Annotated in this window: 17 protein-coding genes; 13 read left to right on the forward strand and 4 right to left on the reverse strand. The window is 62.2% G+C overall.

The annotated features are described in order from the left end of the window. Positions 1-60 precede the first annotated feature (60 nt). The 4 genes from ACRESH_RS02440 to speA all read left to right on the forward strand — a co-directional run bounded on the left by ACRESH_RS02440 (position 61) and on the right by speA (position 4,308). Positions 61-1,134, forward strand: coding sequence for a DUF2333 family protein (locus tag ACRESH_RS02440; protein ID WP_431740430.1), 1,074 nt, complete (start codon positions 61-63; stop codon positions 1,132-1,134). A 3-nt stretch (positions 1,135-1,137) separates the two neighbouring features. Next, positions 1,138-1,674, forward strand: a complete 537-nt coding sequence (locus ACRESH_RS02445; RefSeq protein WP_431740431.1) for an NUDIX hydrolase — start codon at positions 1,138-1,140, stop codon at positions 1,672-1,674. Positions 1,675-1,869: 195 nt separating this feature from the next. Further along, positions 1,870-2,241, forward strand: a complete 372-nt coding sequence (locus tag ACRESH_RS02450) for a translation initiation factor Sui1 (protein WP_010221702.1) — start codon at positions 1,870-1,872, stop codon at positions 2,239-2,241. A 153-nt stretch (positions 2,242-2,394) separates the two neighbouring features. Beyond that, the gene (gene speA / locus ACRESH_RS02455) at positions 2,395-4,308 is read left to right on the forward strand and encodes an arginine decarboxylase (protein ID WP_431740432.1); all 1,914 of its coding nucleotides are present in this window, start codon (positions 2,395-2,397) and stop codon (positions 4,306-4,308) included. A 78-nt stretch (positions 4,309-4,386) separates the two neighbouring features. Here the strand turns inward: speA and ACRESH_RS02460 are convergent, their stop codons facing one another. Further along, on the reverse strand, positions 4,387-5,730 hold the full coding sequence (locus ACRESH_RS02460) for an MATE family efflux transporter (protein ID WP_431740433.1): 1,344 nt from the start codon (positions 5,728-5,730) through the stop codon (positions 4,387-4,389). Between the two features lie 101 nt (positions 5,731-5,831). On the opposite strand from ACRESH_RS02460, the gene ACRESH_RS02465 reads away from it, so the two are divergent. Continuing rightward, positions 5,832-10,730, forward strand: coding sequence for an alpha-2-macroglobulin family protein (locus ACRESH_RS02465; RefSeq protein ID WP_431740434.1), 4,899 nt, complete (start codon positions 5,832-5,834; stop codon positions 10,728-10,730). A 28-nt stretch (positions 10,731-10,758) separates the two neighbouring features. On the opposite strand, the gene ACRESH_RS02470 is transcribed toward ACRESH_RS02465, so the two are convergent. Beyond that, positions 10,759-11,052: a hypothetical protein gene (locus ACRESH_RS02470; protein WP_431740435.1), complete on the reverse strand. Its 294-nt coding sequence runs from the start codon at positions 11,050-11,052 to the stop codon at positions 10,759-10,761. Between the two features lie 104 nt (positions 11,053-11,156). Between ACRESH_RS02470 and pbpC the strand changes: the two genes are divergently transcribed. After that, entirely contained in the window at positions 11,157-13,490 is a 2,334-nt protein-coding gene (gene pbpC / locus ACRESH_RS02475) for a peptidoglycan glycosyltransferase PbpC (protein WP_431740436.1), read from the forward strand. 119 nt (positions 13,491-13,609) lie between these two features. After that, positions 13,610-15,274: a ShlB/FhaC/HecB family hemolysin secretion/activation protein gene (locus ACRESH_RS02480; protein WP_431740437.1), complete on the forward strand. Its 1,665-nt coding sequence runs from the start codon at positions 13,610-13,612 to the stop codon at positions 15,272-15,274. 15 nt (positions 15,275-15,289) lie between these two features. Here ACRESH_RS02480 and ACRESH_RS02485 read toward each other — a convergent pair whose 3' ends face one another. Then, complete coding sequence (locus tag ACRESH_RS02485) at positions 15,290-15,697, reverse strand: response regulator (protein ID WP_431740438.1); 408 nt, start codon at positions 15,695-15,697, stop codon at positions 15,290-15,292. A gap of 63 nt (positions 15,698-15,760) precedes the next feature. Then, positions 15,761-15,967, reverse strand: coding sequence for a Flp family type IVb pilin (locus ACRESH_RS02490; RefSeq protein WP_431740439.1), 207 nt, complete (start codon positions 15,965-15,967; stop codon positions 15,761-15,763). A 325-nt stretch (positions 15,968-16,292) separates the two neighbouring features. Here ACRESH_RS02490 and cpaB point away from each other — a divergent pair, with 325 nt between their 5' ends. Genes cpaB through ACRESH_RS02520 form a run of 6 tightly spaced genes read left to right on the forward strand, consistent with a single transcriptional unit; the run spans position 16,293 to position 22,715 of the window. Next, the gene (gene cpaB, locus ACRESH_RS02495; RefSeq protein ID WP_431740440.1) at positions 16,293-17,222 is read left to right on the forward strand and encodes a Flp pilus assembly protein CpaB; all 930 of its coding nucleotides are present in this window, start codon (positions 16,293-16,295) and stop codon (positions 17,220-17,222) included. Between the two features lie 20 nt (positions 17,223-17,242). Continuing rightward, on the forward strand, positions 17,243-18,493 hold the full coding sequence (locus ACRESH_RS02500; protein ID WP_431740441.1) for a type II and III secretion system protein family protein: 1,251 nt from the start codon (positions 17,243-17,245) through the stop codon (positions 18,491-18,493). Next, positions 18,490-19,680, forward strand: coding sequence for a pilus assembly protein (locus ACRESH_RS02505; protein WP_431740442.1), 1,191 nt, complete (start codon positions 18,490-18,492; stop codon positions 19,678-19,680). The genes ACRESH_RS02500 and ACRESH_RS02505 overlap by 4 nt, the downstream gene beginning before the upstream one ends. After that, positions 19,677-20,948, forward strand: coding sequence for a CpaF family protein (locus ACRESH_RS02510; protein WP_431740443.1), 1,272 nt, complete (start codon positions 19,677-19,679; stop codon positions 20,946-20,948). The genes ACRESH_RS02505 and ACRESH_RS02510 overlap by 4 nt, the downstream gene beginning before the upstream one ends. Then, complete coding sequence (locus tag ACRESH_RS02515; RefSeq protein WP_431740444.1) at positions 20,945-21,826, forward strand: type II secretion system F family protein; 882 nt, start codon at positions 20,945-20,947, stop codon at positions 21,824-21,826. Before ACRESH_RS02510 ends, ACRESH_RS02515 begins: the two co-directional genes overlap by 4 nt. A 1-nt stretch (position 21,827) precedes the next feature. After that, positions 21,828-22,715 (forward strand): type II secretion system F family protein, encoded by an 888-nt coding sequence (locus ACRESH_RS02520; protein WP_431740445.1) that lies wholly within the window; start codon positions 21,828-21,830, stop codon positions 22,713-22,715. Positions 22,716-22,728: the final 13 nt, after the last annotated feature.

A 22,728-nucleotide genomic window follows, 5' to 3' on the forward strand; every position in this document is an offset into this window, starting at 1 on the left:
CACGAAGCCCGGGGGTTGCGGTCGAACCCCTTGAACCGACGTGACAGAAAGGACAACGCCATGCTGGACTGGAAAAACCGTACAGGCAAAGCCGAAACGCGCGAGCGGATCGAGCCCCGCAGTGCCGCTACCCGCAGCTACTTCGGCGGATTGTTTTTTAGTCGCGCCCTGGGCACGCTGATTGGCCTGTACCTGTTGGTGTGCATCGGTCTGGGTTGGTACTGGAGCGCTGAGCCGGAGCTGTTCCCGGTCCAGCAGAATGCCCAGGCTGCCGCCGAGAAGACCGGTCAGCAGATGGTCGTTGGCTATACCACGGTAGAAACCCTCAAGACGGTTGCTGGCACCTTGCTCCACAAATCGGGCGGCTACATTTCCAACGACCGCTTTCCACCTGGCTTGTGGATGGACAACATGCCTAGTTGGGAATACGGCGTGCTGGTCCAGGTCCGCGACCTGAGCCGGGCGCTGCGCAAGGACTTCGCCCGTTCGCAGTCGCAGTCCGCTGAAGATGCAGATCTGGCCAAGGCCGAGCCGCGCTTCAACTTTGACAACAAGAGCTGGATCCTGCCTTCGAGCGAGTCGGAGTTCCAGGAAGGCATCAACTCCCTGACCCGTTACCAGAAACGCCTGGCCTCGCCGGATCAGCAGGGCGCGCTGTTCTACACCCGTGCTGACAACCTCAACAACTGGCTGGGCGACGTTGCCACCCGCCTGGGCTCGCTGTCGCAGCGGCTCTCGGCCAGCGTCGGCCGGGTCAAGCTCAACAGCACCCTGAAGACCGAGACCGTCGCCGCAGGGCAAGCGCCGCAGCTGGATGAAGAAGTGGTCGAAACCCCGTGGCTGCAGATCGATAACGTCTTCTATGAAGCCCGTGGTCAGGCCTGGGCGCTGTCGCACCTGCTGCGCGCCATCGAAGTGGACTTCGCCGACGTACTGGCGAAGAAGAACGCCACCGTCAGCGTGCGTCAGATCATCCGTGAGCTGGAGGCCTCCCAGGAGCCACTGTGGAGCCCGATGGTGCTCAATGGCAGCGGCTTCGGCATGTGGGCCAACCACTCGCTGGTCATGGCCAACTACATCTCCCGCGCCAACGCGGCGGTGATCGACCTGCGCCAGCTGCTGTCGCAAGGCTGATCGGTGGCTATTTCCAAGCAGGAGGCGGCGCACCGCGCTGCCTCCGATGCCGAGCTGATCGCCTGGGTAGACGAGAATGATCAGCTCCTTGGGGCTTTGCCCCGCGCCGAGTTGCGTGAAAAGGGCCTGATCGGGCGCGGTACCTATATCCTGCTGTTCAACTCGGCCGGCGAGCTGTGCGTGCACCGGCGCACCGAGAGCAAGGCGATTTATCCGGGTTACTGGGACGTAGCCGCCGGTGGCATGGTCCAGGCCGATGAAAGCTTTGCCGAGTCAGCCGCCCGCGAACTGGAAGAAGAACTTGGCGTAAGCGGCGTCGAGTTGACCGCCCACGAACGCTTTTTCTTCGATCAACCTGGCAACCGGCTCTGGTGCGCGGTGTTTTCAGCGGTCTGGGACGGGCCTTTGCGCCTGCAGCCCGAGGAGGTCAGCGAAGCCCGCTTCCTGCCGCTCGGACAGGCCCTGGCCGACAGTCGGCTGCAGCCTTACTGCCCCGATTCGCTGGCCGCTTTGCAACGTTACATCGACCGTCGGGCCTGACGTCGCGAATCCCATGTAAAATGGCGCAGTTTTGTACTTAGCATCCGCGGATTTTATCGTTACACTGCGCGGCCTTTTAAGGCTGCCGTACCCTGGGTGCGGCAGTTGCGCTGCCCCTGCCAGAGTGGGGCTTCGCGGTCGGTACCCTGCCCGGGGCATCGACCAGTTTTTGTCCTCACCGTACGAGGATCAAAAGTGGCCAAAAAAGCCGCATCATTCGCCGCCCTTGGTGGCCTGGTGTTCTCCACCGATGCAGGTCGGCATTGTCCGGACTGCAGCAAACCCATAGATGCCTGCATCTGCAAACAGACGCTCATCCCCGAAGGCGATGGCATTGCTCGCGTGCGCCGCGAAAGCAAAGGCCGTGGCGGCAAGACGGTGACGACTATCAGCGGTGTACCGCTGCCCCTGGAACAGCTCAAGGACCTCGCCAGCACGCTCAAGCGCCGCTGCGGAACCGGCGGCGCGTTGAAAGACGGGGTCATCGAAATCCAGGGCGATCACGTCGAGCTGTTGTTGGCAGAGCTGATCAAACAAGGCTTCAAAGCGAAAAAGTCCGGCGGTTGAAGACCGCATCGCGATTTTTTGCAATTCGCTTTCTAAACTCGTTCCCGTAGGAAGGGTCTATCCCTGAACACGGAAAATCGTCATTTCCAGGTTTTACACTGCGCCCGCCGTCCGTGGGCCGGTGTTATTCGACTTTTTATATAGGGGACTTCAATGTCCGTACGACGCACACGCAAAGATGATGGCAGCCAATGGACAGTTGCGGACAGCCGCAGTGTTTACGGGATTCGCCATTGGGGGGCCGGTTACTTCGCAATCAACGAGGCCGGCCGCGTCGAAGTTCGCCCTAACGGGCCTGGCAGCGCGCCAATCGATCTGTTCGAAGAGGTCGACGAGCTGCGCAAGAGCGGCCTGTCGCTGCCGTTGCTGGTACGCTTTCCCGACATCCTGCAAGACCGCGTGCGCCAGCTGACCGGTGCCTTCGATGCCAACATCGCGCGCCTGGAGTACCAGAGCCAGTACACCGCGCTGTACCCGATCAAGGTCAACCAGCAGGAGGCGGTGGTGGAAAACATCATCGCCACCCAGAACGTGTCCATCGGTCTTGAGGCCGGTTCCAAGCCTGAGCTGCTGGCGGTACTGGCCCTGGCGCCAAAAGGCGGCACCATTGTCTGCAACGGTTACAAGGACCGCGAGTTCATTCGTCTGGCGCTGATGGGCCAGAAGCTTGGCCACAACGTGTTCATCGTCATCGAGAAAGAGTCGGAAGTGGCGCTGGTGATCGAAGAAGCGGCCGAGCTCAAGGTCAAGCCGCAGATCGGTCTGCGCGTGCGCCTGTCGTCGCTGGCGTCGAGCAAATGGGCGGATACCGGTGGCGAGAAATCCAAGTTCGGCTTGTCGGCCGCGCAGTTGATCTCGGTGGTCCAGCGCTTCCGCGATGCGGGCCTGGACCAGGGTATCCGCCTGCTGCACTTCCACATGGGCTCGCAAATCGCCAACCTGGCTGACTACCAGCATGGTTTCAAGGAAGCGATTCGTTACTACGGCGAGCTGCGCGCCCTGAACCTGCCGGTCGATCACATCGACGTCGGCGGCGGTCTGGGTGTCGACTATGACGGTACCCATTCGCGCAACGCCAGCTCGATCAACTACGACATGGACGATTACGCCGGTGTCGTGGTCGGTATGCTCAAGGAGTTCTGTGATGCCCAGGGTCTGCCGCATCCGCACATCTTCTCCGAGAGCGGCCGTTCGCTGACGGCCCACCACGCCGTGCTGGTGGTGCAGGTCACCGACGTCGAGAAGCACAACGACGAAGTGCCGGAGATCGAGAATAAGGAAAGCCTGCCAGAGACCGTGCAATGGCTGGCCGACCTGCTGGGCCCGACCGATATCGAGATGGTCACCGAGACTTACTGGCGTGCGACGCACTACATGAGCGACGTCGCCGCACAGTACGCCGACGGCAAAATCACCCTGGCCGAGAAAGCCCTGGCCGAGCAGTGCTACTTCGCCGTGTGCCGTCGCCTGCACAACTCGCTCAAGGCCCGTCAGCGCTCGCACCGTCAGGTGCTGGACGAACTCAACGACAAACTCGCCGACAAGTACATCTGCAACTTCTCGGTGTTCCAGAGTTTGCCGGACACTTGGGCCATCGGCCAGGTGCTGCCTATCCTGCCGCTGCATCGCCTCGACGAAGAGCCGATGCGCCGTGCGGTGCTGCAGGACCTGACCTGCGACTCCGATGGCAAGATCAATCAGTACGTTGACGAGCAGAGCATCGAGACCAGCCTGCCGGTACACGGGATCAACGAGGGTGAGGACTACCTGTTGGGGATTTTCCTGGTCGGTGCCTACCAGGAGATTCTCGGTGACATGCACAACCTGTTTGGTGACACCGACTCGGTGAACATCTACCAGAACCCCAACGGCAGCGTGTACCACGCCGGTATCGAGACCCATGACACCATCGAAGACATGCTGCGCTACGTGCACCTGTCGCCGGAGGAGTTGATGACTCACTACCGTGACAAGTGCGCCAGCGCCAAGATCACCGCGCGTGAGAAGACCCAGTTCCTCGATGCCTTGCGTCTGGGGCTGACGCGTTCGTCTTACCTGTCGAGCTGACGCTATCGCGGGGCAAGTCGAGTCGTTGCACCGCCGCTCCCACCGAGTTTGTGGGGGCTGGCTTGCCCCGCGATGCTTTTAGCGACGAACGAACCACCCATCCCGCCGCTGCAAGCGCCAGCCCATCACCCCCAAGGTCACCCCGCGCAAGGCCATGAACAGCAGAAAGCCCAGCCACAAGCCGTGGTTGCCCAAATCCCGAGCGGCATAGGCCACCGGCAAAGCCAGCGCCACACTGGTCAGCATACCGTTGCGCATCTCCCGCGCCCTTGTCGCACCAATGAACAGACCATCCAGCAAATAGCTCCAGACTGCCACCAGTGGCAATAACGCCAGATAGGGCAAGTACTGGTACGCCGTTGCACGCACGCTTTCGATGTCCGTCTGCATGTTGATAAACAGGTGCCCGCCAAACAGGAACAGCACGGCAAAGCCGCTACTGGCCAGCAACGACCAGCCGCAGGCCACGGTCAGCGAACGACGCAAGGCCTGACGATCACCGGCGCCGATGGCGTGGCCGCACAAGGCCTCGACCGCATGGGCCAGACCATCGAGGGCGTAGGCAGTGAGCAGCAAACCATTGAGCAGCAGGGCATTGGCGGCGACGGTGGCCTCACCCAAACGTGCACCCTGCACGGTGATCAGAAAGAACACCGCCTGCAAGGCCAGGCTGCGAATGAAGATGTCGCGGTTGACGGCCAGCAGTGGCCGCCAGCTTTGCCAGCGGGCGAGTAGCGCCCAGGCGATCCCCCCAGGGTAGGCGCGCAAGGCCGGCCGGGTCAGGGCCAGGCCGAGCAGGGCGGCACTCCACTCGGCAATCACCGAGGCGCGTGCCGAACCCAGCACGCCCCAGTCCAGACCCAGCACGAACCACAGATTGAGGGCGATGTTGAGCAGGTTGGTGGTCAGCAGAATCGCCAGGGGCGCCCTGGCGTTCTGGGTACCGAGGAACCAGCCGACCAATGCGAAGCTCGCCAGGGCGGCAGGCAGACCGAGCAGACGAGTCTGGAAGAAGTCCTGAGTCGATTGTTCCAGTGCCGCCGACGGCTGCATCAATTGCAGAGCCAGGTGACTTAAGGGCAGGGCCAGCAAACCCAGCAACAGCGCGAACAGCAGCGCCAGCAACAGGCCTTGCACCAATACCTGACGCAAGGCCGCACCATCGGCGCGCCCGGCAGCCTGGGCGGCAAAACCGGTGGAGCCCATGCGCAGAAAACCCATCACCCAGGCCAGGAAGGTGTACAGGCTGGCACCGACGGCCACAGCGCCAAGCTGGTGAGCGTGGGGCAGGTGGCCAATCACGGCGCTATCGACCAGCGCCACCAGGGGCACGGAGATATTCGAGAGAATCATCGGCGCGGCCAATGCCCAGACCTTGCGGTGGGTCGGGCGGTCGCGCCAGTCGGTCAGCAATCGGGACATGTCGGCTCCAGGCAAGCCGGACATTGTAGCGCCAGCGCACGGTGACGACGTTGTTGATATATAGTTCTTCCCTCAGAACCTGCTGCCAAAGAGTTACCTCCATGCTCAACAAAGGATTGTTGCTGGCCTGCGCGCTGGCCTTGCTCAGTGCCTGCGACTCGTCTGTACCAGACAAGCCGGCCCCGGCAACCACGCCCGCGCAGACTCAGGAAACGGCCAAGCCTGCCCGTGAGGACGCCGCAACCCTGGCCAAGCGTTATGCCGGTCGCGAACTGAGCGTGGTAGATGTCTCGGAAGTTCAAGTCGATGGTGCCAGTGCCCTGTCCCTGACTTTCTCGGTGCCTCTGGATGCGCAGCAGAATCTTGCCGACCGGATACACTTGGTCGATACCGTCAAAGGCAAGGTGGATGGTGCCTGGGAGCTCTCCGACAACGGTATGGAGCTGCGCCTGCGCCACCTGGAGCCGCAACGCAAGTTGGTGCTGACCATCGATGCTGGCCTGCAGGCTGTCAATGGCGAGCGTCTGGCTGCCGAGTCGGTAAGCCGCCTGGAGACCCGCGACATGCAGGCCACCATCGGCTTCGCCAGCCGTGGTTCGCTGCTGCCGACACGCCTGGCCGAAGGGCTGCCGGTGATCGCGTTGAACGTCAACAAGGTCGATGTCGAGTTCTTCCGCATCAAGCCTGAATCGCTCTCGCCTTTTCTCAGTGCCTGGGGCCGCAACAGCAGCCTGTACTACTACCAGTCGAAAGAAACCCTGGACATGGCCGAGCTGGTCTACAGCGGTCGTTTCGACCTCAATCCGGCGCGCAACACCCGTGAAACCGTGTTGCTGCCGATCGCCGGGATCAAGCCGCTGCAGGAGCCAGGCGTGTACCTGGCGGTAATGCGCGCCTCGGGCACCTACGACTACTCGCAACCGGCGACCCTGTTCACGCTCAGCGATATCGGCGTTTCGGCCCACCGTTACCAGAACCGCATGGACGTGTTCACCCAGGGGCTGGAAGGTGGCCAGGCCCTGAGCGGCGTCACCCTTGAGTTGCTCGACGCCGAAGGCCGAGTGCTGGGCCAAGGCAAGACCGACAGCGATGGCCATGCCCAACTGCCGATGCCGCCGAAGGCTGAAACCCTGCTGGCTCACCAGGGCGTGCATACCACCATGCTGCGCCTGAACAGTGCCGCGCTAGACCTGGCGGAGTTCGACATTACCGGCCCGCAGGCCAACCCCCTGCAGTTTTTCGTGTTCGGTCCACGCGACTTGTACCGGCCAGGCGAGACTGTGCTGCTCAATGGCTTATTGCGCGACCAGGATGGTCGCCCGCTCAAGCCCCAGCCGGTGACGGTGGAAGTGCGTCGGCCCGATGAACAGGTCAGCCGCAAGTTTGTCTGGGAGCCTGGCAGCAGTGGCCTCTACCAATACCAGCTGCAACTGGCCACTGAAGCCCCGACCGGGCGCTGGCAGTTGTTGTTTGACCTGGGCGGCGGCAAGAAGCAGATCTATGAGTTTCTTGTTGAAGACTTCCTGCCTGAACGCCTGGCCCTGGAACTCAAAGGCAGCGATGTGCCCCTGAGTCCTGAGCAGAGCGCCGAGATCGACGTCAATGGCCGCTATCTGTACGGCGCCCCGGCCTCCGGCAACCGCTTGAGCGGCCAGGCCTATGTACGCCCGCTGCGCGAAGCGGTACCGGCATTGCCGGGCTATCAGTTCGGCTCGATCACCGAGCCGGAGCTGAGCCAGGACCTGGAGCTGGATGAAGTTACTCTGGACGCCAACGGCAAGACGACCATAAGCATCGAAAGCAAATGGTCGGAGGCCCGTTCGCCGCTGCAGCTGACTGTGCAGGCCAGTTTGCAGGAGTCTGGTGGTCGGCCGATCACCCGGCGCCTGCAGCAGCCGATCTGGCCCGCCGAACGCTTGCCGGGGCTGCGCGGGTTGTTCGACGGTGAAGAAACCGACAGCGATGGCCCCGTGGAGTTCGAAGTGCTGGTTGCCGACCGCGACGGCAATAAGCTGGCCGCCAACGACCTCAAGGTGCGCTTGATTCGCGAGCGTCGTGACTACTACTGGAACTACTCGCAGAGTGACGGCTGGAGCTACAACTTCAACGAAAAATTCCTCACCCAGAGCGAAGAGACGGTCAACATCAAGGCCGGCTCCACCGCTAGGCTCAACTTCCAGGTTGAATGGGGCCCGTATCGCGTCGAGGTCGAAGACCCGCAGACCGGCCTGGTTTCCAGCGAGCGCTTCTGGGCCGGCTATCGTGCCCAGGACAATGCCGACGGCGGTGCTGTGCGTCCGGACCAGGTCAAGCTTGCCCTGGACAAACCGTCCTACGCCGATGGCGCTACCGTCAATGTCACCGTCACGCCACCTGCGGCCGGTAACGGTTACCTGATGGTCGAGTCCAGTGAAGGTCCGCTGTGGTGGCAGGAGATCGACGTGCCCGCCGAAGGCAAGACGTTCGCCATCAACCTCGAGCGCAAATGGGCCCGGCATGACTTGTATGTCAGCGCCCTGGTGATTCGTCCGGGCGAGCGCAAGGTCAACGCCACGCCCAAACGTGCGGTCGGTGTCCTGCACCTGCCGCTGGACCGTGCCGAACGCAAGCTGGACGTGACCCTCAGCGCGCCGGAAAAGATGCGTCCCAAACAGCCGTTGACAGTCAAGGTCCAGGCCCGCAATGCCGACGGCAGTGTGCCCAAACAGGTGCACGTGTTGCTGGCCGCGGTAGACGTGGGCATTCTCAACATCACCGACTACCCGACCCCGGACCCTTTCACCGGCATGTTCGGACGCAAGGCTTACGGTGCCGACCAACTGGACATCTATGGCCAGTTGATCGAAGCCGGTCAGGGCCGTCTGGCTAGCCTGGCCTTCGGTGGTGATGCGGCCATGGCCAAGGGCGGCAAGCGACCTAATACCAGCGTCACCATCGTCGCCCAGCAGAGTGCGCCGGTGACCCTCAACGAGAACGGCGAAGGCGAGGCCAGCGTCGATATTCCCGACTTCAACGGTGAGCTGCGCTTGATGGCTCAAGCCTGGACCGACGAACGCTACGGCGTGGCTGAAGGCAAGACCGTGGTCGCCGCGCCATTGATCGCCGAGCTGTCGGCGCCGCGCTTTCTCGCAGGAGGTGATCGCACCACCCTGGCGCTGGATGTCTCGAACCTCTCCGGGCAGGCGCAAAAGCTCACTGTACAGCTGAGCACTGAAGGCCAATTGAGCCTGATGCGTGCGGCCGAGCAAACCCTGGATCTGACCCAGGGCAAGCGTGTCACCCTGCAGGTGCCGGTGCAGGCCAGCGGTGGTCTGGGCCAGGGCAAGGTCAAAGTCGAGGTACTGGGGCTGCAACTGCCAGGGGAGACGGCCACGGCCTTCAGCCGTGAATGGACTCTGGGCATCCGCCCGGCCTATCCGGCCATGCTCAAGCACTACCGGGTGGCACTCAGCGATCAACCGTGGAGCCTGCCGGAGGCTGATCTGGCCGAGTTCGAACCGGCCGGTCTGGAGGCAATGCTGGCCTTGTCCAGCCGTCCGCCGCTGAACCTGGCCGAGCAGATCCGCGCCCTGGAAGCCTACCCCTATGGTTGCCTGGAGCAGACCACCAGTGGTCTGTACCCATCGCTGTATGCCGACGCCGCAACCCTCAAGCGTCTGGGCATCACTGGCGAGCAGGCCGAGGTGCGCAAGCGCAAGATCGAGATGGGCATCGAACACTTGTTGGGCATGCAGCGCTACAACGGCAGCTTCGGCCTGTGGAGTTCGGATTCCGAAGAGGAGTACTGGCTGACCGCCTATGTCACCGACTTCCTCCTGCGTGCTCGCGAGCAGGGCTATGCCGTGCCTGCCGATGCCTTGAAGAAGGCCAGCGAGCGTCTTCTGCGTTATCTGCAGGAGCGTAACCTGATCGAAGTCAACTATAGCAACAATGCCGAGCACAGCCGTTTTGCCGTGCAGGCTTATGCCGCGCTGGTGCTTGCCCGTACTCAGCAAGCGCCGCTGGGGGCGCTGCGCAGCCTGTTCGAGCGGCGCAGCGATGCCCGCTCCGGCTTGCCGTTGGTGCAGTTGGCCATTGCTCTGGAAAAAATGGGTGACAAACCACGTGCCGAGCAAGCTTTGCAGGCGGGCTTGGCTGTCAGTCGTGATGCTAAAGACTGGCTCGGCGACTACGGCAGCCCGGTGCGCGACCAGGCATTGATCCTGGCCTTGCTCGAAGAAAACAACCTGGCCAGCAATACTCTTGATCAACGGCTGTTCCAACTGTCCGATCAGGTCGCGGCCAACCAATGGTTGTCGACCCAGGAACGCAACGCCTTGTTCCTCGCCGGTCGCGGTCTGCTGAGCAAGCCGGAGGGCAAGTGGTCGGCGCGTCTGGACAGTGCCGGTGAACTGCGTGATCTGGATAGTACACAGTCAGGCCTGAAGCTTGAAGGGTCGCTGCTGGCCTCACCGTTGACCGTGCAGAATCAAGGCAGCGACACGCTGTACCAGCAATTGACCCTGTCCGGCTATCCACGCCAGGCCCCGGCGGCGAGCAACACAGGTATGAGCATTCGCCGCGAGTACCTGGGGATGAACGGCCAGGCCTTGGATATTCAGGCGCTCAAGAGTGGCGACCTGGTGCTGGTGCACCTGGCCGTGACTGCTACGTCCCGAGTGCCGGATGCTTTGGTGGTTGATTTGCTGCCCGCGGGCCTTGAGCTGGAAAACCAGAACCTGGCGCAGAGCGCGGCCAGCCTGGAAAACGCCAGCAGCGCGGTCAAGCAGTGGCGTGAGTCGATGCAGAACGCCAACGTCGTGCACCAGGAGTTCCGCGACGATCGCTATGTGGCGGCGCTGCCTGTGGACAGCTATGGCACCACTCATTTGTTGTACCTGGCGCGGGCGGTGACACCCGGTACCTACCGTGTGCCGCCGCCGCAGGTGGAGTCGATGTACCGGCCGAATTTGCAGTCGGTGGGTGAGTCGGCAGGTGAGATGGTGATCAAGGGCCGCTGAACCATTGCGCAGGTGGGTGTTGGGCTAGTCAGTGAATGATCCAGCTCAGCACCCACAACCCCAGCAGCAGCCAGATGATGCCGAGTATGATCGAGGCTCGCATGAAGGCACGGATGGCCGAGTACAGCAGCATCAGGCCGATGATCAGGGCGATGATGCTGACCAGCGAGGTGTCCATGCCCAGCGTGCGTGCCAGGCCATCGATGAAGTTGCCACCGGCGTTGGCCAGCAGGTTGAACAACCCGCTCAAACCATCGACGATAAAACGGATCAGTGCCCCCAAGGCCTGGCCGAGCCACTCGAAAAAACCTTCTACATGCATAGTTGCTTCCTGATGATCGTGTCGGCGAGTCTGCCGTTGCCAAACCTTTGGCCGTGTATTGGCCTGCTCAGTTCCCTGTCCACCGCCAGCGACACGGAGGCCTGATGCCCATCTTAGCTAAACGCCTGAGTGTCGTATCGGCTGTCGTGCTGTTGTGCTGCGCGCTGCTGTGGGTTGCCGACCGCCTGTGGCCTTTGCCGCTGCCGGCCGACGACCTGGCGCGGGTGGTGCTGGCCGAGGACGGCACGCCATTGTGGCGTTTCGCCGATGCCGAGGGCGTCTGGCGTTATCCAGTCAGCGCCGATCAGGTCTCGCCCTTTTATTTGCAGGCGCTGCTGACCTACGAGGATCGCTGGTTCTATCACCACCCAGGGGTCAACCCGCTGGCCCTGGGCCGTGCAGCCTGGCAGAACCTGCGTGATGGTCGGGTGTTGTCGGGCGGTAGTACCCTGTCGATGCAGGTGGCCCGCCTGCTCGATCCGCATTCGCGCACCGTGCCTGGCAAGCTGCGCCAATTGTTGCGTACCGCTCAATTGGAGTGGCACCTGTCCAAGGCACAGATTCTAGAGATCTACCTCAATCGTGCGCCCTTCGGTGGCACCTTGCAGGGCGTGGCCGCGGCCAGTTGGGCCTACTTGGGCAAGTCTCCCCAACACCTGACGCCGTCTGAGGCGGCAATGCTCGCGGTATTGCCCCAGGCGCCGAGCCGCTTGCGCCCGGACCGTCACCCGGCACGCGCTCAGGTGGCCCGTGACAAAGTGCTCAAACGCCTGGCTGAGTATCAGATATGGCCACAACAGCGGATCGTCGAGGCCATGGAGGAGCCGCTGTTACTGGCTCCACGCCAGGAACCGGCCTTGGCGCCTTTGCTGGCGCGGCGCTTGAACCGGCCGCACAGTCCGCCGCTGATCCGTACCACCCTCGATGCCGCGCTGCAGCGTCGCCTGGAAGACTTGCTGCTGGGCTGGCGCGCCCGGCTGCCCGAACGTACTTCGGCGGCGATCCTGGTGGTGGAGGCACAGAGCATGGCGGTGCGCGCTTACCTTGGGTCGGTCGATCTGAGCGATGAGCGTCGCTTCGGGCATGTCGACATGATCACTGCGCTACGCTCCCCCGGTTCGACCCTCAAGCCGTTTCTCTATGGCATGGCCATGGACGATGGCCTGATTCATTCCGAGTCCTTGCTGCAGGATGTGCCAAGGCGCTACGGCGACTATCGGCCCGGAAACTTCTCCATGGGCTTCAGCGGTCCGGTGGCGGCCAGCTCCGCCCTGGCGCTGTCATTGAATCTGCCTGCAGTGCAGTTGCTCGAAGCCTATGGCCCTAAGCGTTTTGCCGCGCAAATGCGCAATGGTGGCGTGCCGCTGACCCTGCCGCCGCTGGCCGAGCCGAACCTGTCGTTGATTCTGGGCGGCGCCGGCAGTCGCCTGGAAGACCTGGTGGCAGGTTATGGTGCGCTGTCTCGCGGTGGCTTGAGTGCTCCCATGCGCTTGCAGCCAGATGCGCCGCTGCTTGAACGGCGTCTGCTGTCGCCAGGCAGCGCCTGGATCATCCGGCGCATTCTCAGTGGCCAGGCGCGTCCAGACCGTGATCCCCATGCTGAACTGGTGCAGCGTCCGCTGCTGGCCTGGAAGACGGGCACCAGTTATGGCTTCCGGGATGCCTGGTCGATCGGCGTCGGGCCGCGTTATCTGATCGGCATCTGGATTGGTCGGCCCGATGGCACGCCGGTGCCCGGGCAGTTCGGCCTGGCGTCGGCGGCGCCGTTGATGCTGCAGGTGCATGATGTGCTGAGCAACCGTGACAGCCAGCGCGGCATCGCCGTGCCTGTGGCGGCGGTCCCGGATAATGTCGGCGTGGCCGCGATCTGCTGGCCGCTGGGCCAACCCCTGGCCCGGCAGGACAGCAATTGCCGGCGCCAGCGCTTTGCCTGGACCCTGGACGGTACCACGCCGCCTACCTTGCAGGCGGCCGACCAACCCTTGAGCGTCGGCTTGCGCGAAACGGTTTGGGTCAATACCCGAGGGCAGCGGGTCGATGCCAGTTGTCCAGGTGCTCAGGCCCGGGAGATCGCCTTGTGGCCAGCGCCGCTGGAGCCGTGGTTGCCGCGCCTGGAACGTCGTGAAGCGCGGCTACCCAAGGTTGATCCGGACTGCCCACCACAAGTACCGGCCAGTGCCCCGCCGTTATCCATCGACGGTGTGCGACAGGGCGATCAGTTGCGCCGTCCGGCCACCAGCAGCGAGCCGTTGCGCCTTGAGGTTTCTGCATTGGGCGGCAGTGGTCGGCGTTGGTGGTTCCTCAATGGCGCGCCGTTGGGTGAGTCGCAGGGTCAGGAGCACTTGAGCGCCCGATTCGAACAGACCGGGCGCGTGGAATTGAGCGCGCTGGATGAAAGCGGTCAAACCGCGCGGGTCGAGTTTCAGATTAGTGAGTGAATGGGGCTCAGTAGTTGCCCCAATTCTGATTAGACGGTAGGGCGGGCACCACCTACGCTTGAACCTGACGAGGGAACCGTCTTGGTGCTCTTGTATCTGTAGGGATCATGGAGCGTCAAATGCGTCCGTTGGCCGTCGCGATTCTCAGTCTTTCATGGGCAAGCGGGCTGAGCGCCGAACTTCTGCCAAGTTTTCTCAATAGCAATGAAGTCGAGCGCAGCCTACCCGCGCCAAACCTGCCCGCCGATAGCTTTCGACCCACCACGTTAGCCTTATACGTAGCAACGCCAGCGCCTCAGTCGCCGCAATTAATGTCGAGTACCCGGATCTTGCTGCACAAGGTGCGCTTTGAGGGCGGCACTATCTACCCCCTGAGCGATCTGCGGGACAATTATCAGGACCTGGTCAATCGCGAAATCACCCTGGGCGAGTTGATCGAGGCAACCCAGCGCCTGACCCGGCGTTATCAGCAGGACGGTTACCTGTTGTCCTACGCATACTTGCCGCCACAGGACTTTGCCGACGGGCGGGTGCAGGTGGTGCTGGTCGAAGGCTACATTCGTGACTATGAACTGCAAGGTGATATCGGACCTGCGTCAGCTTATCTGGACCGGTTGGTTACCAAGCTCAAAGCCGAGCGTCCGCTGACGCGCAAGACTTTGGAACGCTACACCGCACTGATGAGCCGCGTGCCCGGGGTCACGTTCCAGGCGCAGGTGCTGCCTGGTACCGTCGACGGCGCGAGTACATTGATCGCCCAGGCCTCGCGCAAACCCGTTAGCGCGACGCTGAACCTGAGCGACGGCAGCTGGGCTGATATCCAGGCGCTTCTGGGGGGCAGCAGCAATGCCCAGACTTCGCTGGCCGAGCAGGTGAGTTTCAGTGCGCTATTTCCACCCAGTGACGACCACGCGCACTACTACCGCCTGGACTACGCCCAGTACGTGGATGGTGAAGGCACCCAGCTGAACCTTTCAGCCGCGCGCTACCGCAGTGACCCAAGCGCGCTGGTGCGCCTGAACAATGGCACCGACCTCAGGCAGCATCGTGAGAACGACCGCTATTCGATTGGCCTGAGCCAGACGCTGACTGCTGCACCCAACGAGTGGCTGAGCATTGCCGGACGCCTCTATGCGGTGAATGACAATACCGATTACGAAGCCGTCGGTTTGCCCCTCAGCATCAGTAGTCGGACTGACCTGCGTGCTGTGGCATTCGAAGGTGACTGGCGTCAGAGCGATACCCGGCAATTGCGCATCATCAGTGCCGGTGCCTATCAAGGCCTGGACTACCTGGGGGCGAAAACCGACAGCGATATCGACCTGGACTTTCTGCGCCTGCGTTTGTCCGGGTTACAGAGCGATCGCTACTTCGACAATTGGCAGGGCGTGGTTTCGGCGGTTTTGTACTGGAGCAACGACAGCTTGCCTGACAGCGAGCGGGCGGTGTTTGGTGGCCAGACCTTTGGCCGTGGATACCCCAGCGACCAGGCCTCGGGTGACAAGGGCTGGGGAGCAGGCTATGAGTTGAACTACAGCTTCAAGCGTGCCAGCGACTGGTTCAAGGTGGTGCAGCCTTATGTGGTCGTGGACGCGGCTCGCAGTTGGTTCAACGAACTGGAGGTGCGTGATTCACGCCTGTCCTCGGCTGCACTGGGCCTGCGCTTTGGCGATATGCGCTACTTCAACATCTCCCTCGAAGCTGCCAAGCCGATGTCGGACATCGCACTGGACAGCCTCAACCGGCGGCCGCGCTTTACCTTGAGTTTCAGCTACCAGCTGTAGCTGCCCCGCGGTCAATCAGTTCACCAGATGCAAACGAGGCTTGGGAAAGAGGTTGTCCAGGGTTTCCAGCAGGCGGGTGTGAAAGATCGGCTTGCGAAACAGGTCCAGCACCTGCAGGCGCAGCAGGTCACTGATGTCGTCCATGTCGGCATGACCGGAGGTGACGATCACCGGCAAGTGCTGGCGGGCAGTGTGCTCGCGCAGGCGCTTGATCAGTGAAATGCCACTTTCTTCCGGCATGCGCAGGTCGGTGATCACCAGGGCCACGTCCGGGTGGCGGGTGAGCTGTTGCAGGGCGAGCTTTACCGAGGTGGCCGTGTGGCAGCAGAAACCCTCGCCCTCAAGCAGTTCGGCAAGTTCCAGCAAGGCGTCCTCTTCATCATCCACCAGGAGAATCTGTTGACGCAGGGAAGAGGTCGGCATGGTGTGTTCCTGTTACAGGTCAAAGGTCAGGCAACGCGGCCCATGAAGCTCCAGTCTAGGAAGTCACTGGGGGTCACCAGTGGTGCCTGCGTTTACCATGGAGGTCTTGACCTTTTCAAAGATCGTAGTGACATTTTCGGAAATGGGCCCAGTAAACCCGCTTAGCACCGCCGCCACCATCGCCGCGGCAATGGCGTACTCGATACCTGAAGCCGCGTCCTTGCGGTAGAAGAATTCCTTGCAGCTCTTGAGAATTCGGGAAACACGCATGGTACTTCTCCTTGCGCGCAAGGCGCAGATGGCAGGGGACTGCTCAGTGATTCCCCTTTGCCACCACAGCATCGCCAAAGGCTGAATATCCGGCAAATGTAAGAAGGTATTAATCCGAAAGTGATAGCGCCTGGCTGACGCCAATAACCCGTTGTATTCAGGGGATGTCGGCTTTGCGACGGAAAATAAACTGACGGGTAATGGCATTTTGACCTAGCTGAGCTACCGTCAAATAGCGAAATAGTTACTTCCCATGACAACGCTGTGCGCTGCTTCACAGCACCGGTGGATGCAAAGGACGAACAAGGGTAGAGGAAGTGCCGGCATGAGCAGTCGCATTACCATCATCCTCGCTGGCTTTTTTCTGATTGGCGCCTTGCTGGCCGGCTATTGGGGCTTGCTATTGAGTCGCCCTCCCGCCGAGCCGGTTGCCGTTCCCGCAGCGCTAACGCCTGCACCCGCTGCTGTGCAGGTGGTCGAAAAGGCTGCCGATGAGGTGCGCCAGCCGGTGGTAGTCCTGCGCCGGGATGTTGCCCCCAACACTGCGCTGACGGCCGATGATCTGCTGGTGGAGCGTTTGCAGGTGGCGCCTTCCGGCAGCTTCCAGACCCTGGAGCAAGTGCTTGGCCGCAGCAGCTGGCGCGCGCTCAGTGCCGGTACCTGGCTGCAGGCGAGTAGCTTCGAGGCTGGTGGTCCGCTGGCACGCATGATCCATCCTCATGAGCGTGCCCTGGCCCTTGCGGTTGACGATGTGGTCGGTGCGGCAGGGCAGTTGAGCCCTGGCGACTACGTGGACGTATTGCTTTACCTGCGGGAGGAAAACAACAACCCGCAGGCCACCGCCCAAGTGCTGTTGCCGGCTCTGCGTCTGCTCAGTGTCGGCAAGCAATTGGGCCTGGGCAATGATGGTCAGCCGGTAGAGCCAGGGCTGGATGAGAAAGCCCGCCAGGAACAGCAGCGCAATGCTGCCCGTACCGTGGTGCTGGCGGTGCCCGAAGCCCTGGCGAGCCGGCTGTTACTGGCTGCCCAGGCTGGCAGTCTGCGCCTGGCTGTGCGCAGTGCCGAAGAGAAACGCCTGGCCCGCTACTGGGCCGACCCGCAAAGCAGCGCCCGCGAGGTGGACAACGCCAACCGCGAACTCTATCGCTTCAGTCAGCTGGCCCAGACACCGGCCGCTCCGTCTGTCGTCAGTACAACGCCACATCGTGGCATGGAAATTATCCGCGGTAATCAGTCTAGCCAGCCAACTCCCTGACCAAGCAAGGATGCCCTTAAATGAGCAGTCGTTCCGTGCGGGTAATCAAACAAGTGCTGTGCGCCCTGCTGTGCGGCGGGCCTGCGCTGCCCGTGGCCCAGGCGGCCGGAGGTGGTTGCGCTGGACTGGCTCAAGTGCCGGCGGTGATCGAGATCGATCAGGGGCTGCAGCAGGAGTTGCGTGCGCAGGTGCCCATCACCCGTGTGGCGGTGGGTGATGCGAAAATTGTCGACGTGTTCGCCAGCGGTGACGACGCGGTATTGCTCACGGCAATGAGCCCTGGCGCCACCAGCCTGATGCTCTGGACGGCCTGTTCCAAGACCCCGTTGCAGTCCATGCTGTTCGTCAAAGGCGTGGCCACCGCTGACTTGGCCGAGAGTGCTTTGCCTCCGTCCCAGGACCCGTCGCTACCCAGTCAGGTGCAGGCCGATATCCGCTTTGTCGAGGTCAACCGCACCAAGTTCAAGGAGGCCGGTGCGCGGCTGTTCTTCAAAGGCTCGAACAACTCCCTGATCGGCTCGCCTGGTACAACGTTCAATACCCTGGCCAGGCCTGGTCGGGTGGCAGATGTGATAGGGGGTGTTCCGCTGGACAACGATGTGTTCAACATCGTCTGGGGCGGCGGCAGCAGTCGCTTCCTGGCCGCCATCAACGCTTTGGAGAACAGCGGCTTTGCCTACACCCTGGCGCGTCCCAGCCTGGTGGTGCTCAGTGGCTTGACCGCCAGCTTCCTGGCCGGTGGCGAGATTCCCATTCCTGTGCCCAGCAGCGGCAGCGACAGCGTGTCGATCGAATACAAGGAGTTCGGTATTCGCCTGGCCCTGTCGCCAACGGTGGTCAGCCGTGATCGCATCACCCTCAAGGTCGCACCGGAAGTCAGTGAACTGGACTTCGTCAACGCAGTGAACATCGCCGGTACCCTGGTGCCGGGGCTGACCGTACGGCGCACCGACACCAGCATTTCCCTGGCCGATGGCGAAAGCTTCGTCATCAGTGGCCTGATCAGCAGCACCACGCGCTCTGCGGTGGACAAGTTTCCGGGGCTTGGCAACATTCCGATCATTGGTGCGTTTTTCCGTCAGTCGCGGCTCATGCGCGATGAAACCGAACTGTTGATGATCGTCACCCCGCACCTGGTCCAGCCACTGGCCGCCAACGCCCAGCTGCCGTCGCTGCCGGGTGAGGGGTTGCGCAACTATGATCCGAGCTGGGGGCGGCTGTTCTTTCTCGAAAACGGCGATTTTGAAAGTCGCAGCGGGTTATCTCAATGAGCGAAAGCCTGAGCCAGACCTTTCTTGCCATCACCCGCAACAGTATTGACCTGCAATGGCTGCAAGGCGCCCTGGCGCCTTTGGGGCAGGTGGTCGGCGCTGGCAGTGGCAGCCTCGACGAGTTGCTGGCGCTGGTTGATGTGACGTTCGCCAGCCTGGTCTTCGTCGGCCTGGACCGTGAGCACGTGGTCAACCAATGCGCGCTGATCGAAGGTGTACTGGAAGCCAAGCCGATGCTGGCGATCGTCGCCCTGGGCGATGGCATGGACAACCAGCTGGTGCTCAACGCCATGCGCGCCGGTGCCCGTGATTTCGTCGCCTATGGCTCGCGGTCGAGCGAGGTGGCCGGGTTGGTGCGACGCCTGAGCAAACGTCTGCCACCGGTTACCAACAACCCGAACCTGGGAGGCCTGACTGTGCTGTACGGCGCCCAATGCGCGGCCGATGGCGCCTTGCTCACCACCCATCTGGCACGGGTGGTACAGAACAGCGGTCAGCAGACCCTGCTGCTCGACCTGGGTTTGCCCCGCGGCGATAGCCTGGCCCTGCTGGGCCTTGAGGCATCCTTTCATTTTGGCGATGCCCTGCGTCACTTGCGCCGCTTGGACAACACCTTGATCGACAGTGCCTTCAGCCGTGAGAGCTCCGGCCTGCGCCTGCTGGCCTATGCCGAAGGCGACGAGCCGCTGGAGCGCACCAGTGCCGCCGAGTTGTACATGCTGCTCAGCGCCTTGCGCCAGCATTTCCAGCATATCGTGGTGAACCTCACCGGGCAGGCAGACAGTGAAGCCTTGCGCACCTTTGTCAGTCATTGCGACAAGCTGATCTGGTACACCGACCAGAACATCCTGGACTGTCGGCGCAATCTCGAAGTACTGGCCATGTGGCGGGAAAAGGGCATGAAGCTGGAGCATGCCAGCCTTCTGGTTGATCGTTTCCTCAAGGGCGTGGCGCCCGATGCCGAAGCCCTGGCCAAACGCTATGGCCTGCCGCTGTTGGTGGTACTGCCCTACAGCCCTGAAGCACGCCTGAATGCCAAGAACCAGGGCTTGACTCTGTTCGAACTGGCCCCACGGGAAAACCTCACCCATCACCTCAAGGCTCTGGGTGAGCGCTTGGCCCGGCGCTCGGAGAACAGCACGCCTGTCACTGGCAACTGGCTCAACCGGCTCTGGAGGCACAAATGAGCAGCGTCGACGAACTGTTCGGTGGCCAGCGGCACAACCTGGGCAACGACCCCCAGGCACTCAAGCGCGCATTGCACCGCTATATCATCGATGCCATCGAAGACAGCGGACGTAACCTGCTGGAGGGGTCGCGCCCGGCGCTGGCGCAGTTTGTGATGGAGCAGGTGGGCGACTACATTTCCCGTCTGCACCTGGCCTTGTCGCGTTATGAGATGGAGCGCCTGGCCGAAGAGATCGTCGATGAGTTGACCGGCTTCGGGCCGCTGGAAGTGCTGCTGCGCGATACCAGCGTCACCGAGATTCTGGTCAACGGCCCGCATCGAGTGTTCGTGGAGCGGGGCGGGTTGCTGCAACAGACCGACCTGCGCTTTATCGATACCCACCATGTGGAACGGGTCATGCAACGCATACTCGCACCCTTGGGCAGGCGTCTGGACGAGTCCTCGCCGATGGTCGATGCGCGCATGCCCGATGGCAGCCGGGTCAATGCGATCATCCCGCCGGTTGCGCTGGACGGCCCCTGCCTGTCGATCCGCAAGTTCCGCAAGGACATGCTCAAGAGCGCCGACCTGCTGGCCACGCGCACCATCGATCAGCCCATTCTCGACTTTCTCCAACTGGCGGTGGCTCGGCGCTGCAACATCCTGGTCAGTGGCGGTACCGGTACCGGCAAGACCACCTTGCTCAACATCCTCAGCCAGTTGATCACCCCCCATGAGCGCTTGGTGAGCATCGAGGATGTCGCTGAACTGCAACTGGACCACCCCCATGTGGTGCGCCTGGAAACCCGGCCGCCAAATGCCGAGGGTCATGGCGAAATCAAGTCCAGTGAGCTGATTCGCAACGCCCTGCGTATGCGTCCTGACCGTATCCTGCTGGGCGAGATTCGTGGTGTGGAAGTGCTCGATGTGCTGACTGCGATGAACACCGGGCACGACGGCTCCATGAGCACTGTGCACGCCAACACTGCCCAGGATGCCTTGCTGCGCCTGGAAACCCTGGTCGGACTGACCGGGCGCCAGGTGGCGGAAAAGACCTTGCGCCAGATGATCTGTGCCGCCCTCGATGTGGTGATCCAACTGACCCGCCTGGCCGACGGCCGGCGTTGTGTCAGTGAAGTGTTGGAAGTGGTTGGGGTGCGTGATGATGTCTATGTCACCAACACCTTGTTCCGCCTCGACCGACGCAACGGCGAGAGCTTTTTGCGTGAAGCGCAGAACCCGGCGGGAGACAAACTACGCCGGGTATTTTCCGAGCCGCAGCCATGATCGCCGTGCTGCTTGGGCTTGTCTGCCTGGGGTTGCTGGGCTTATCCCTGCGGTTGTTCTATAGCGCCATGCGCAAGGCTGGAACCGAACGTGCCCTGGACCGGCTCGGTCGGGTGCAGGACGTTTCGCCAGTGGTGCCCAGTGGTCGCGACTGGCTGGACCGGCTGTTGCAACGTGCGGGTCTGGAACGACGCAATGACCGCCTGTTGTCGTGGTTCGCCGTTTGGACGCTACTGTCGCTACCGGCTGCTCTTGCGCTGGGTTGGCTGGTCGGGGCCGCCCTGTTGTTGGCCGGTCCGCTGCTGTTTCGCCTGTACCTGGGCTGGCGCTACCGCCGTCGTTTGCAGCGCATGATCGAGCAATTGCCAGTGCTGCTCGATCACAGCGTGCGCAGCCTCAAGTCCGGCCGGACCTTGAGCGATGCGGTGCTGGGTGCCATTGATGCCTCCCGCGAGCCGTTGCACGGCGCCATGCAACGAGTGCGTCGCAACGTGCAGATGGGCATCGGCCTGGACGATGCCATGCAGGAGCTGGCTGAACTCTATGATCAGGACGAACTGCGGCTGTTCGCCTTGGGTTTGCGCATCAATCATCGCTACGGTGGCAATGCCAGTGAATTGCTGGAGAACCTGATCAAACTTATCCGCGAGCGCGAGCAGGGCGCCCGGCAATTGCGCGCCATGACCGGTGAGACGCGGATGACGGCCATTGTCCTGGGCTTGCTGCCGGTGGGCATGGCCAGTTATTTCCTGTTCAGTAATCCCAAGTACCTGCTAGCCATGTGGCACGACAGTCACGGCCAATTTATGTTACTCGGCGCTTTCGGCTTGCAGGTGGTCGGTTGTCTGGCGCTGTGGCGCATGTTGCGGAGTATCTGAAATGGTCTTGATGCTCAGCGCCGTTCTGTTCTTCGCCGCCTTTGTGTTGTTGCTGGGCCAGTTCCTGCGCCAGCTGCGCAGGCAACGCTTGGTGGCCCAGCGCCTGCAAGGGCAGTTGACCAGCGACAATCGCCTGCGCAACTGGTTGCAGCAAGTCGGTGACAGCCCTGTGGCCCAGCGCTTGCTGAACCTCGACGGTGAAAGCCGTCTGCTGCTCGATCGTGTCGGTTGGCGGCGCAGCCGTCAGCGTGCCTTGTTTGCGGCTTGTCAGGTCGGTGTGCCATTGCTGGCCTTGGGTGTTGGCGTACTGGTTGAGGAGACCTTCTACCGCGACAGTCCGACCGCCTGGCTGGTGGTGCCGATGTGTGCGCTGGGGATTGGCTACCTGCTGCCTAAACGCCTGCTGGCGCTGGCGGCGGCACGGCGTCAGCAACAGATCGTGCGCGAAGTTTCAACCTTCATTCCGTTGCTGCGCATTCTTTTCGAGTCGGGGCTGGCGGTGGAGCAGGGCTTGCGGGTGTTGAGCCAGGAGTCGCGTCAGCTGCTGCCGGCGCTCAGCGACGAGTTGCGGATGATTTTGCTGCGGGTCGATTCTGGCCTGGCCCTGGCGCCAGAGCTTGAGAAAACCGCGCAGCTGCTGGCAGTGGACGAGTTCAGCGATACCTGCGTGATCCTTCAGCAGTTGCTCGCCCAGGGTGGTGGGGCGATGAAATCGCTGTTGGCGCTCAAGCAGCTACTTGATGACCGGCGCCTGACGCGGATGCAGGAGCGGATATCGAAAATGTCGGCAAAGATGTCGATGGTGATGATGGTGTTTCTGTTTCCCGCCTTGCTGATCGTGCTCGCCGGTCCCGGCTTCACGGCATTGGCCAAGGCGATGGGCTCGTGAACGGAGGAGCATG

Origin of the sequence: Pseudomonas sp. (assembly GCF_050739775.1) — a bacterium.
Lineage (GTDB): Bacteria > Pseudomonadota > Gammaproteobacteria > Pseudomonadales > Pseudomonadaceae > Aquipseudomonas.